Annotated in this window: 11 protein-coding genes; all 11 read left to right on the forward strand. The window is 69.9% G+C overall.

Going from position 1 to position 12,237, the window contains the following annotated elements; all coding sequences use genetic code 11:
* Window positions 1-45: 45 nt before the first annotated feature.
* Window positions 46-1,287 carry an NnrS family protein gene (locus tag ACVCMB_RS15090; protein WP_447105556.1) on the forward strand — a complete coding sequence of 414 codons (1,242 nt, stop codon included), beginning with the start codon at window positions 46-48 and terminating at the stop codon, window positions 1,285-1,287.
* A gap of 416 nt (window positions 1,288-1,703) precedes the next feature.
* Window positions 1,704-3,224 carry a copper-containing nitrite reductase gene (gene nirK / locus ACVCMB_RS15095; RefSeq protein ID WP_447105557.1) on the forward strand — a complete coding sequence of 507 codons (1,521 nt, stop codon included), beginning with the start codon at window positions 1,704-1,706 and terminating at the stop codon, window positions 3,222-3,224.
* 2 nt (window positions 3,225-3,226) lie between these two features.
* Window positions 3,227-3,991 carry a formylglycine-generating enzyme family protein gene (locus tag ACVCMB_RS15100; protein WP_447105558.1) on the forward strand — a complete coding sequence of 255 codons (765 nt, stop codon included), beginning with the start codon at window positions 3,227-3,229 and terminating at the stop codon, window positions 3,989-3,991.
* A gap of 10 nt (window positions 3,992-4,001) precedes the next feature.
* On the forward strand, window positions 4,002-4,574 hold the full coding sequence (locus ACVCMB_RS15105) for an SCO family protein (protein WP_447105559.1): 573 nt from the start codon (window positions 4,002-4,004) through the stop codon (window positions 4,572-4,574).
* A gap of 191 nt (window positions 4,575-4,765) precedes the next feature.
* Window positions 4,766-6,022 carry an alginate export family protein gene (locus ACVCMB_RS15110; protein ID WP_447105560.1) on the forward strand — a complete coding sequence of 419 codons (1,257 nt, stop codon included), beginning with the start codon at window positions 4,766-4,768 and terminating at the stop codon, window positions 6,020-6,022.
* A gap of 68 nt (window positions 6,023-6,090) precedes the next feature.
* Entirely contained in the window at window positions 6,091-6,381 is a 291-nt protein-coding gene (locus ACVCMB_RS15115) for a DUF2249 domain-containing protein (RefSeq protein WP_395116363.1), read from the forward strand.
* Window positions 6,362-7,615 carry a hypothetical protein gene (locus ACVCMB_RS15120; RefSeq protein WP_447105561.1) on the forward strand — a complete coding sequence of 418 codons (1,254 nt, stop codon included), beginning with the start codon at window positions 6,362-6,364 and terminating at the stop codon, window positions 7,613-7,615. The genes ACVCMB_RS15115 and ACVCMB_RS15120 overlap by 20 nt, the downstream gene beginning before the upstream one ends.
* Window positions 7,616-7,894: 279 nt before the next feature.
* Window positions 7,895-8,920: a quinolinate synthase NadA gene (gene nadA, locus ACVCMB_RS15125; RefSeq protein WP_395116368.1), complete on the forward strand. Its 1,026-nt coding sequence runs from the start codon at window positions 7,895-7,897 to the stop codon at window positions 8,918-8,920.
* The gene (locus ACVCMB_RS15130) at window positions 8,917-10,365 is read left to right on the forward strand and encodes an FAD-binding protein (RefSeq protein WP_447105562.1); all 1,449 of its coding nucleotides are present in this window, start codon (window positions 8,917-8,919) and stop codon (window positions 10,363-10,365) included. The genes nadA and ACVCMB_RS15130 overlap by 4 nt, the downstream gene beginning before the upstream one ends.
* A gap of 124 nt (window positions 10,366-10,489) precedes the next feature.
* Window positions 10,490-11,005, forward strand: a complete 516-nt coding sequence (gene fabA / locus ACVCMB_RS15135) for a 3-hydroxyacyl-[acyl-carrier-protein] dehydratase FabA (protein ID WP_395116372.1) — start codon at window positions 10,490-10,492, stop codon at window positions 11,003-11,005.
* A 1-nt stretch (window position 11,006) separates the two neighbouring features.
* Window positions 11,007-12,215 (forward strand): beta-ketoacyl-ACP synthase I, encoded by a 1,209-nt coding sequence (gene fabB / locus ACVCMB_RS15140; protein WP_395116374.1) that lies wholly within the window; start codon window positions 11,007-11,009, stop codon window positions 12,213-12,215.
* The last annotated feature ends 22 nt before the right edge of the window (window positions 12,216-12,237 follow it).

Here is a 12,237-nt window from a genome sequence, read left to right on the forward strand (position 1 = left end):
GGCTGTGGCACGATGACGGGTCATTTGCATTCGCGGAATCACGCCATGTCCGACCAGACTTCCACTTCCTCGCCGCTTGCCGACATCCCCAAGCTGCTGGCGGCTGCACCGCATCGGCCATTGTTCCTTGCCGGCACCGTCGCGGTGATGTTGAGCATGGCGTGGTGGGCGGTGGAGCTGACCTCGATACGCTTCGGCCTGGCCGGCTGGCCGCAACCGTCGATCCCGCCGCTGTACGCGCACGGCATGCTGATCCAGTACGGCCTGTTCCCGCTGTTCATGTTCGGCTTCCTGATGACCACCTTCCCGCGCTGGCTCGGTCGCCCCGACCTGCCGCGCACGCGCTTCCTGCCGGTGGCCGGCTGCCTGTTCGTCGGCTACGTGCTGGCCCACGTGGGCCTGCTGGCGCTGCCGCGGGTGCTGGAGCTGGGCGTGGCGCTGATGCTGCTCGGTTACGCGATCGGGGTGTGGACGCTGGCCGGCGTGCTGCGCGCGTCGGTGGCCGAGCGCAAGGGGCACGCGCGCTCGTGCCTGGCGGCGCTGTCGCTCGGCACGCTGGGGCTGGCGATCTTCCTCGCTTACCTGTTCGGCGCGCCGGCGGAGTGCGCGCTGCTGGCGGTCAGGATCGGCACCTTCGGCCTGCTGCTGCCGATCTATTTCACGGTGATGCACCGCATGCTGCCGTTCTTCACCGGCAACATGGTCAAGGGCTATGCGGTGGTGCGCCCGGACTGGAGCATGCCGGTGGTGTGGCTGTTGCTGCTGGCGCACCTGGTGTTGTCGTGGCGCGGGGAGCTGGGCTGGCTGTACATGGTCGACGTGCCGCTGGCGCTGGTGTTCGCCTGGCACTCGCTGACCTGGCGGCCGTGGCGCGCGATGCATCCCGGCATTCTGGCGGTGCTGCACCTGGCGTTCGCCTGGCTGCCGGTGGCGTTCGTGCTGTTCGCCGTGCAGGACGTGGTCTACGCCACCAGTGGCCAGTTCATCCTGGGCCGCGCGCCGCTGCATGCGCTGGGCATCGGCTTCTTCGGCTCGATGCTGGTGGCCATGGTCACCCGGGTGACCCAGGGGCACTCCGGCCGGCCGATGCAGATGGGCGCGGTGCCGTGGCTGTGCTTCGTGCTGCTGCAGGTGGTGGCCTTGCTGCGCATCCGCGCCGAACTGGGTGGCGACATGTACCTGTGGCTGGTGATCGCCGCCTACGGCTGGCTGCTCGCCTTCCTGCCCTGGGTGCTGCGTTCGGCATGGATCTACCTGACCCCGCGGGCGGACGGCAAGCCGGGGTGATTTCCGCAGGTTCCGGAACTTGCCAGTTCCGGCAACCCGCCCCTCGTCATTCCTGCGAAGGCAGGAATCGCACTTCCGTCGTGCGGTGAAACAATGTGCTGGCCATGCTATCCGTTGGCCTTCCATGCGTGACGTGTTCCTTGTCGTCCAGATGCGATTCCTGCCTTCGCAGGAATGGCGACAGGGGAGGAGTGGGCATGTCGAGTCAAGATCACGGGTGACGCATGTTCGGCGTGGTGCCGCAACGTTTCCGACGCCCACCAGAAAAGTTGTGCCGGGCAGCTGTGCGTTCGCGGGAAACCGCTGTGGCGCGGTGACGCAGCGGGCGGGTTTCGGGGAGTCTTTTGACGCCGGTCAAATGGCGGCGGGTTTTGCCCGGCATGCTTCACGCAGGCACAACCACCGGGAAGATCCCCATGTCGCGTCCGCTGTCCACCGTCCTCGCCGCCCTCGCCGTGTTCGCGCTGGCGGCCTGCTCCGACAAGCCCCCGGCGTCGTCCGCCGCGGCCACCACTCCACCCGTGACCAGCACCTCGGTGGCCTCCGAGCGCGGCGATTTCGGCCCGCCGCAGGGCGAGCCGATCCATGCGGTGCTGACCAGCCCGCCGCACGTGCCGCCACCGATCCACCGCAACTACCCGGCGAAGGTCATCGTCGAGCTGGAAGTGATCGAGAAGGAAATGCCGATCTCCGAAGGCGTCAGCTACACCTTCTGGACCTTCGGCGGCACCGTGCCGGGCAGCTTCATCCGCGTGCGCCAGGGCGACACGGTGGAGTTCCACCTGAAGAACGCGCCGGACAGCAAGATGCCGCACAACATCGACCTGCACGGCGTGACCGGGCCTGGCGGCGGCGCGGCGTCCAGCTTCACCGCGCCGGGCCACGCCTCGCAGTTCACCTTCAAGGCGCTGAACCAGGGCATCTACGTCTACCACTGCGCCACCGCGCCGGTCGGCATGCACATCGCCAACGGCATGTACGGCTTGATCCTGGTCGAGCCGCCGGAAGGTTTGAGCCCGGTCGACCACGAGTACTACGTGATGCAGGGCGACTTCTACACCACCGGCAAGTACCGCCAGAAGGGCCTGCAGCCGTTCGACATGGAGAAGGCGATCGACGAGCACCCGACCTACGTGCTGTTCAACGGCAAGGAAGGTTCGCTCACCGGCGACAACGCGCTGACCGCCAAGACCAACGAGACGGTGCGCCTGTTCGTGGGCAATGGCGGGCCGAACCTGGTGTCGAGTTTCCACGTGATCGGCGAGATCTTCGACAAGGTACAGCCCGAAGGCGGCACCGTGGCGCAGCACAACGTGCAGACCACGCTGATCCCGTCGGGTGGCGCCGCGATGGTGGAGTTCCGCACCGACGTGCCGGGCAGCTACGTGCTGGTCGACCATTCGATCTTCCGCGCATTCAACAAGGGCGCGCTGGGCATCCTCAAGGTCGACGGGCCGGAGAACAAGCTGGTCTACTCGGGCAAGGAGGTCGACTACGTCTACCTGGGTGACCGCTCGGAGCCGAACCTGAAGGCGGTGACCGCCGCGGCCAAGGCGCACGCGGCCGGCACGCTGACCAGGGAGGAGCAGATCGCCGCGGGCAAGCAGCTGTTCACCGGCACCTGCTCGGTCTGCCACCAGGCGAACGGCGAGGGCCTGGCCAACGTGTTCCCGCCACTGGCCAAGTCGGATTACCTGGCTGCCGATCCGAAACGCGCCATGTCGATCGTGACGCACGGCCTGACCGGCAAGATCACCGTCAACGGCCACGAATACGACTCGGTGATGCCGCCGATGAGCCAGCTCAATGACGACGAGGTGGCCAACATCCTCACCTACGTGATCAACAGCTGGGACAACCCGGGCGGCCAGTACAGCAAGGAAGACGTGGCCAAGGCGCGTGCCGAAGCCGGCCCGCACACGGACCCGGAGCACTGAGCATGCGCTTGTGGCTGGCCCTGGCATGGCTCGGCCTGATGCTGGCACTCCCGGCAGCGGCGGCGGAATACGTCGCCTTGCCGGGGGGCACGTTTACCAGCGTGCTGCCGGCTGATGGCAAGGTGGCCGCGGCACAGGTAGCACCGTTCCGCCTGCGCACCGAGCTGGTCACCAATGGCGAGTTCCTGGCCTTCGTGCAGAAGCACCCGCAATGGCAACGCGACAAGGTCGCCGGCATCCTCGCCGACGCGCGCTACCTCACCCAGTGGGCCGGCGCCAATGAACTCGGTGAGCAGGCACTGCCGCGCCAGCCGGTGACGCGGGTGAGCTGGTTCGCCGCCCAGGCATATTGCGAAAGCGAAGGCGCGCGGCTGCCCAGCTGGTACGAGTGGGAGTTTGCGGCAGCGGCGGACGCCACCCGTCGCGATGCGCGGACCGATCCGGTCTGGCGCGAAAGCATCCTGGGCTGGTACTCGCGGCCATCGAGCGCCGCGCTGCCCGCCGTCGGCGGCGTCGCCAACGTCTACGGCGTGCGCGACATGAATGGCCTGGTGTGGGAGTGGGTCGACGATTTCAACGCGCTGATGGTGGCCAGCGACAGCCGCCAGCAGGGCGATCCCGACCTGCTGAAGTTCTGCGGCGCCGGCGCGATCAGCATGCAAGAGAAGGAGAACTACGCGGTGCTGATGCGCATCGCCATGCTCTCCGCGCTGAAGGCCGCCGACACCACCAATAACCTGGGCTTCCGCTGCGCGAAGTCGAACTGAAGGAGCGGTGATGAAACGTCTACTGCCCGTACTGGCATTGCTCTCCGTGCTGTTCGGCGGCAATGCCGCAGCCGCCACGCCGCCGCCCGGCGATTCGGTCTACAACCTGCCGGTGCAACTGACCACGCAGGATGGCCAGCAGCAGATGCTGGCCGCGCGTCGCGGCCGGCCGCAGCTGGTCACGATGTTCTACACCTCGTGCCAGATGGTCTGCCCGATGATCATCGACAGCCTGCGCCTGACCCGCAACGCGCTCGATCCGGCCACGCGCGCGAAAATCGACCTGCTCGCGGTGAGCTTCGACCCGGCGAAGGACGACGTGGCCACGCTGAAGAGCTACGCGGAGAAGCGCAAGCTGGACCCGCGCATCTGGACCCTGGCCCGCGCCGAGCCGGCGCAGGTGCGGCAGTTGTCCGGCGTGCTGGGGTTGCAGTACCGGCAGTTGCCCGATGGCGAGTTCAACCATTCCAGCGAGCTGATCCTGCTCGATGCCGAGGGCCGCATCGCGGCGCGTACCACGCTGATCGGCCGGCTCGATCCGGCGTTCGTGAAGGCCATCGGCGAGACGGTGGCCAAGCCGTGAGTTGAAGGTTTGGCTTGGACGTCCATGCGTCCATTGCTCCGCGGAGCGCCGCCGTCAAGGCGGCGTTTCTTTGTGTGGACCTGCGCGGCGTGTTGTCACAGCGGCTGCTTTCGTGGCGCAGATCTGACCGCGGTCAATCGGCGGCGGCCGGGCGGCGCACAGACTGCGCGCATCCACCATGGGGAAACACGATGAAGCCGATCCGCCGAATGCTCACCGCCAGCTGCATGCTGGCTGCCACGCTGGCCGCGCCAGCAGCCTGGGCCGCCGCAGATGCGGCCGCGCAACCGGCGCCAGCGAACGCGCCGCTGCAACTGGAATGGGATGCGCGATTGCGCCACGAACAGGTCGACGATGACGCCTTCAGTCGAGACGCGGACGCGACCACCTTGCGCCTGCGATTAGGCCTGCGCGCAAGCTTCGGCGAGGGCTGGAGCGCGCTGCTGGAAGGCGCCGGCGTGGCTGCCGCCAACGAGCATTACAACAGTGGCGCGAACGGCCGCACGCAGTATCCGGCGATCACCGATCCGCACGGCAGCGAACTCAACCAGGCCTGGCTCGCATGGCAAGGCGACGTGTTCGGCGCCACGCTGGGACGCCAGCGGCTGCTGCTGGACAACCAGCGCTGGGTCGGCAACAGCGGCTGGCGCCAGCACGAGCAGACCTACGACGCGGTGGCGCTGCAATGGCAACCGCTGGACAGCGTGACGGTGCGCTACGACTGGCTCGACCGCGTACATCGGGTGGCCGGTCGCGACGCGCTCAATCCGCTGGCGCGCGAGCGCGCTCTGGACACGCACCTGCTCAACGCCGCCTGGGTCCGCGGCGCGCAGCAATGGGTCGGCTACGCCTACCTGCACGAGGACCGCGACGTGGCCAGCGCATCGAGCGCCACCTGGGGCGCGCGCTGGAGCGGCAAGGCGCTGCGCGATGGCAACGGCCCGGGCTGGACGCTGGAGGCGGCGCGGCAGCGCGACTACGCCAACAATCCGCTGCATTTCGCGCACAACTACTGGCTGCTGGAACCGACCTGGACGCAGGGCGGCATCACCGCGAAGCTGGGTTGGGAACATCTGGGCGGCAACGGCCGGCATGCGTTGCAGACGCCGCTGGCGACGCTGCACGCGTTCAACGGCTGGGACGACCAGTTCAACGTGACGCCCGCCGGCGGCCTGGAAGATCGCTACGTCGGCGCCGCCGGCAAGTTCGGTCGCAGCGGGCTGGCCGGCAAGCTCGCCTGGGTGGTGGCCTACCACGACTACCGCGCGGATCGCGGCGGCCGCTACGGCAGCGAGTGGAACGCATCGCTGAGCCTTCCGCTGATCGCCGGCCTCGACGCCATGCTCAAGCTGGCCGACTATCGCGCCGATGGTCTCGGTCGTGACAACGCGCGGGTGTGGCTGCAGCTGGAATGGCGCGGCCGGCAGGCGCTGGCGGGCGCGCGTTGAGCGTCGCTGGCGCGGCTGCGTTGACCCAGGTCAGCGCGCCCGCGCCCCTGCTGCGTTGAGATGGCCGCATGCCTGTCTCTCCACCGCCGGCCCACCACGACCACGCCACCGACGATGGCACCACCATCGCGCTCGACCTGCGCGCGCTGCCGGCGCCGGAGCCGATGATGCGTGCATTGGAGGCAGCCGATGCGTTGGCGCCGGGGCAGACGCTCGAGCTGCTCACCCCGCTGCTGCCGACACCGCTGCTCGACCTGCTGTCCGGTCGCCGTCTGCATGTCCGTGCGGAGATGCTGCCCGCCGGCGGCGCGCGCGTGCGGATCCATCGCCCGGACGACGATGGCCCGACTGGCGCTTGACCAGGCGCCGCCGGCATCGTTGCCGCGGCGGTTCCTGCTGAGTGCGCCGCTGTGGGGCGTGCTCGCCGGCGCGCTGCTGCTCGTCGACGGCGACGTTGCGCTGCGCACGCGCTGGCAGCCGGCCACGCTGGCGCTGGTGCACGTGTTCACCCTGGGCGTGTTCGGCAACGTGATGTTCGGCAGCGTGCTGCAATTCCTGCCTGCCGCCGCCGGCGTGCGGGTGCGTGGCGGCGTGCGGCTGGGGCGACCGCTGCACGCCGTGTTCAACCTCGGCGTGCTGTTGCTGGTGGCCGGCCTGCACGAAGGCTGGCGCGGCGCGCTGCGCGGCGGTGCCGTGCTGTTGCCGCTGGCGTTCGCAACGTTGGCCGGGATGACCGTGCCCGGCCTGTGTGTCGCCGCGGGTCAGCGGCTGCTGCGCGCGGGCATCGGCGCGGCGATCGGCTTCGGCGTGCTGACCGCGCTGCTCGGCGCGCTGTTGGCGCTCGCGCTGGTCGACGGCACGACGCTGTCGATGGCGGCGCTGGTGGACGTGCACGCCAGCTGGGGCGTGCTGGGCTGGATCGTGCTGCTGCTGGCCAGCGTGGCGCGGATCGTGATGCCGATGTTCCAGGGCACGACGGCCATGCCGGAGCGGGCGCAGACCCTGTGGCTGGCCAGCGTGCTGCTGATGCTGCCGGCCGCGGCATGGTGGCGCTGGGTCCGCGACGACGGCCGCTGGCTGCTCGCCACCGTGGCGGTGCACGTCGCGCTGTTCTCCGGCGCTGCGTTGTGGCTGCAGTGGCGCTCGCCGCGCGTGCGTCGCGCACCCTTGCTGTGGAGTTGGCGCGGCGGCCTGATCGTGCTGGCGCTGGCCGCCGTGCTGCTGACCGGCGGCGCGCGCGGCGCCGTGCTGGCGGCGACGCTGGGGCTGGGCATCGCGCTGCCGCTGCTGCTTGCCGGCATGGCGCTGGAGATCGTTCCCTTCATCGGCTGGATCGACCTGCACCGACGCTGCGGCCGCGGCCTGCAGTTGCCCGGCGTGCAGCGGCTGCTGCCCGACAGCGACAAGCTCGGCGTGCTGCTGGCGCAATGGCCGCTACTGCTGTTGCCAGCCGCGGTGCTGTGGCCGTCGCCGTGGCTGGCGCGTGCGGCTGGCGTGGCGCTGGCGTGCGCGTGGCTGGGCACGTGGTCGGCGTTGCGCGGCGTGCACCGGCGCGCCGAGGCATTCGTGGCGGCGTTGCCGCAGCACCCGTGAGCGGAGCGGAAAGCGTCCGACGTCATCGCGGTGGTGCGTCGGTTGCGGTTGACCTCGATCAAGGCGCGCCCGCGCGGTTGCCGGCGATGATGCGCGCCATCATGCCAAGCCTCTCGTTGCGTTGCTCCGTTCTCCCGCGCCTGCGGCCGCCGCCATCGCGGTTCGCCTCGCGCCCGCACATCGGGTTGCACTGCCTTGCGCGCATCGCGGCTCGTCGGGCGGACTGAACCGGCCAGCTGCGCCCTCGGATACTTCGCCAACCCTCCACCGCGGATCGCCATGCACGACCTCGCCGCCGTCCCCGTGCCTGTCTGGCGCGATGAACTCGAACACGAATACGCCGCGCTTGCCGAGCGGCTCGAACCGCTGGTGCCGTGCCTGGAGATCCCGCTGCACCTGCCGTGGATCGACGCGATCAACAAGCTGAAAAAGCAGCGCGGCGCGGTGATCATGGCGCACAGCTACCAGTCGCCGGAGATCTTCCACGGCGTGGCCGACATCACCGGCGACTCGCTCGGCCTGGCCCAGGCCGCGGCCGAGTGCGAAGCCGAGCTGATCGTGCTGTGCGGCGTGCACTTCATGGCCGAGACCGCGAAGATCCTGGCGCCGCACAAGACCGTGCTGCTGCCCGATCTCGAAGCGGGCTGCTCGCTGGCCTCCTCGATCACCGCCGCCGACGTGCGCGCATTGCGCGCGCAGCACCCCGGCGTGCCGGTGGTGAGCTACGCCAATACCTCCGCCGCGGTGAAGGCGGAGTCCGATGCGATCTGCACCTCGGCGAACGCGGTGCAGGTGGTGGAGGCGATGGGCGCGCCGAAGGTGATCTTCCTGCCTGACGAATTCCTCGGCCGCCACGTGGCCAAACAGACGGCGGTGGAAATCATCCTGTGGCACGGCCGCTGCGAAGTGCACGAGCGCTTCACCGCGCAGGAAGTGCGGCACGTGCGCGAGCAGTTCGGCACCCGGGTGGTGGCGCATCCGGAATGTTCGCCCGAGGTGCTGGCCGAGGCCGACTTCGTCGGCTCCACCACCGCCATGGGCAAGTGGCTGGCGCGCGAGAAGCCGGCCCGGGTGGCGATGGTCACCGAGTGTTCGATGGCCGACAACCTCAAGTCGCAGTTCCCGCAGACCGAGTTCATCAAGCCGTGCAACCTGTGCCCGCACATGCAGCGGATCACCTTGCAGAACATCTACGCCTGCCTGCGCGACCTGCGCCACGCGATCGAGATTCCCGCGGACGTGAGCGTGCGCGCCCGCGCGGCGCTGGAACGCATGCTCGCCGTCGGCCGGCGCGAACGCGTGTGAGGCGAGCGCACCTGCCGATCGTGGTGGTGGGCGGCGGCGTGGCCGGGCTGGCGACCGCGCTGGCCGCGGCGCCCGCGCCGGTGCGCCTGCTGTGCCGCGCCCACGACGGTTGCGGCAGCGCCACGGCGCTGGCCCAGGGCGGCATCGCCGCGGCGCTCGATCCGCATGACAGCGCCGCCGCCCACGCTGCCGACACGCTCGCCGCCGGCGCGCAGCACAACGACGCGGCGATGGTGGCGTGGCTGACCGCCGCGGCACCGGCGGCGATCGACTGGCTGCAGGCGCAGGGCGTGGTCTTCGATCGGACTTCGGATGGCGCGCTGCAACTGGGTCGCGAAGGCGGCCATGCAACCGCCCGCATCGTGCACGCCGGCGGCGATGCCAGTGGCGCGGCGGTGTTCTGCGCCTTGCGCGAGCAGGCGCAGGCGGCCAGCCACGTGCAGTGGCGCGGCGGCGTCGATGTCGATGGCTTGTTGCTGCGCGGCGGTCGCGTGGTCGGCGTGCGCACGTGCGACGAGCGCGGCCGCCACGAACAGGTCGAGGCGGCGGCGGTGGTGCTGGCCACCGGCGGCATCGGCGCCCTGTACGCGCGCACCAGCAATCCGCCGGGTGCCGATGGCGCGGGCCTCGCGCTCGGCCTGGCCGCCGGCGCGGCGGCGCGCGACCTCGAGTTCGTGCAATTCCATCCCACCGCGCTCGACGTGCCCGGCCACTGCCTGCCGCTGCTCACCGAGGCGCTGCGCGGCGCCGGTGCGCGATTGCACGACGATACGGGCACTGCGCTGATGGCCGGCGTGCATCCGCTCGGCGACTTGGCGCCGCGCGACGTGGTGTCGCGGCGCGTGGCTGCGGCGCAGGCCGCCGGTGGCCGCGCCTGGCTTGACGCGACGGCGGTGGAGGGCGCCTGGGAGCAGCGTTTTCCCACCGTGCTGGCCGCGTGCCTGGCGCATGGCATCGATCCGCGCCGGCAGGCGTTGCCGGTGACGCCGGCGGCGCACTTCCACATGGGCGGGCTGGCCACCGATGCGGACGGACGCACCAGCGTGCCGGGTTTGTACGCCGTGGGCGAGGTGGCCTGCAATGGCGTGCACGGCGCCAACCGGCTGGCCAGCAATTCGCTGCTCGAAGGCGTGCTCTGCGGACAGCGGCTGGGTCACGGCTTGCGTGCGGCTGCCGCCGCGGACGTCGGCGTCGGCCCGCTGCGCGTCATCGAACGCGGCGCCAGCCTGCCGCCGGCAGAGCTTGCCGGCTTGCGTGCGCTGCTGTGGCACGCGGCCGGTCCGCGGCGCGAGGCGGGTGCATTGCGCGACGCCTGGCGGATCGGCGCGGCGCTGGCCGACTCCGGCTGGCAGGCACGCCTGGCCAAGGCGCTGCTGCGCGCGATGCGCCTGCGTCGACGCTCGCTCGGCGCACACTGGCGTGAAGATCGCGGCTGCCCGTCCTGATGCCTGCGGACGTCGTCGCGAAGGCTTCACGATGCGCTGGCGTACGGCCGTCGCACGCGTCGCACGTCAAGACAGGACGGCGTCCAACTGGCACACTTGGCATTCCCCCACCCCCGAGCATTTCATGACACGTCCTTCCTCTTTCGACTACGAGCAGCTGCGCGCCTGCGGGCGCGGCGAACTGTTCGGCGACGACAACGCGCGGCTGCCTTCGCCGCCGATGCTGATGTTCGATCGCATCACGCACATTTCCGAAGAGGGCGGCAGCCACGGCAAGGGCTGCATCCGCGCCGAAATGGACATCCATCCGGACCTTTGGTTTTTCGGTTGCCACTTCATCGGCGACCCGGTGATGCCCGGCTGCCTGGGCCTGGATGCCATGTGGCAGCTCAGCGGTTTCTACCTGCCGTGGCTGGGCGAACCCGGCCGCGGCCGCGCGCTCGGCGTGGGCAACGTGAAGTTCTCCGGCCAGGTGATGCCCACCGCCAAGCTGGTGCGCTACGAGATCGACATCCGTCGCGTGATGCGCGGCAAGTTGCGGCTGGTGATCGCCGACGGCAAGACCTTCGTCGACGACCGCCTGATCTACGAGGCCAGCGACATGCGCGTGGGCCTGTTCCAATCCACCGAGGGTTTTTGACATGCGTCGCGTGGTGGTGACGGGCATGGGCATCGTCTCGTGCCTTGGCAACGATCTGGAAACGGTGGCTGGCGCCTTGCGCGACAGCCGCAGCGGTATCCGCGCGATGCCCGAATATGCCGAGCTGGGCATGCGCAGCCATGTGGCGGGCGTGCCGAACATCGACCTGGAGGCGGTGATCGATCGCAAGCTGAAGCGCTTCATGGGCGACGCGGCGGCGTATGCGTACGTGTCGATGCGTTCGGCGATGGCCGATGCCGGGCTGGATGCCGATCAGGTGCGCAACCCGCGCATCGGCGCGATCGCCGGCTCCGGCGGCGGTTCGCCGCGCTGGCAGATCGAGACCGGCGACCTGCTGCGCAACAAGGGCGTGCGCAAGATCGGCCCGTACATGGTGCCGCGCACGATGTGCTCCACGGTGTCGGCCACGCTGGCCACCACCTTCGGCATCCTGGGCCTGAGCTATTCCATCTCCGCCGCCTGCGCCACCTCGGCGCACTGCATCGGCGCGGCCGCCGACCTGATCCGCCACGGCGCGCAGGACGTGGTGTTCGCCGGCGGCGGCGAAGAGGAACACTGGGGCATGACCTCGCAGTTCGACGCGATGGGTGCGCTGTCCAGCCACCACAACGACACCCCGGTCAGCGCCTCGCGTCCCTACGACACCACCCGCGACGGCTTCGTCATCGCCGGTGGCGGCGGCATGCTGGTGCTGGAGGAGTACGAGCACGCCAAGGCACGCGGTGCGCGCATCCACGCCGAGCTGGTTGGCTACGGCGTCACCTCCGACGGCGCCGAGATGGTCGCGCCGTCCGGCGAGGGCGCGGTGCGCTGCATGCAGATGGCGCTGGCCGACGTCAAGGCGCCGGTCGACTACCTCAACACCCATGGCACCGCCACGCCGCTGGGCGACATCGTGGAACTCGACGCCGTGCGCGCCGTGTTCGGCGACGCGGTGCCGCCGCTGTCCTCGACCAAGGCGCTGACCGGCCACTCGCTCGGCGCTGCCAGCGTGCACGAGGCGATCTACAGCCTGCTGATGCTCAAGGAAGGCTTCGTCGCCGGCTCGGCCCACATCACCGACCTCGACCCCCGCGCCGAAGGCTTCCCGATCCTGCGCGAAAGCCGCCCGGCCACCCTGAACACGGTGATGTCCAACAGCTTCGGCTTCGGCGGCACCAACGGCACCTTGGTGTTCGCGCGGGTTTAGGCAGCTCTGCTCATCCTCCTCC

This window comes from Rhodanobacter sp. UC4443_H10 (assembly GCF_052978325.1).

Coding starts and splice junctions, on each gene's coding strand:
- ACVCMB_RS15090 (WP_447105556.1), top strand. CDS start 46: ATGTCCGACCAGACTTCCACTTCCTCGCCGCTTGCCGACATCCCCAAG.
- nirK (WP_447105557.1), top strand. CDS start 1,704: ATGTCGCGTCCGCTGTCCACCGTCCTCGCCGCCCTCGCCGTGTTCGCG.
- ACVCMB_RS15100 (WP_447105558.1), top strand. CDS start 3,227: ATGCGCTTGTGGCTGGCCCTGGCATGGCTCGGCCTGATGCTGGCACTC.
- ACVCMB_RS15105 (WP_447105559.1), top strand. CDS start 4,002: ATGAAACGTCTACTGCCCGTACTGGCATTGCTCTCCGTGCTGTTCGGC.
- ACVCMB_RS15110 (WP_447105560.1), top strand. CDS start 4,766: ATGAAGCCGATCCGCCGAATGCTCACCGCCAGCTGCATGCTGGCTGCC.
- ACVCMB_RS15115 (WP_395116363.1), top strand. CDS start 6,091: ATGCCTGTCTCTCCACCGCCGGCCCACCACGACCACGCCACCGACGAT.
- ACVCMB_RS15120 (WP_447105561.1), top strand. CDS start 6,362: ATGGCCCGACTGGCGCTTGACCAGGCGCCGCCGGCATCGTTGCCGCGG.
- nadA (WP_395116368.1), top strand. CDS start 7,895: ATGCACGACCTCGCCGCCGTCCCCGTGCCTGTCTGGCGCGATGAACTC.
- fabA (WP_395116372.1), top strand. CDS start 10,490: ATGACACGTCCTTCCTCTTTCGACTACGAGCAGCTGCGCGCCTGCGGG.
- fabB (WP_395116374.1), top strand. CDS start 11,007: ATGCGTCGCGTGGTGGTGACGGGCATGGGCATCGTCTCGTGCCTTGGC.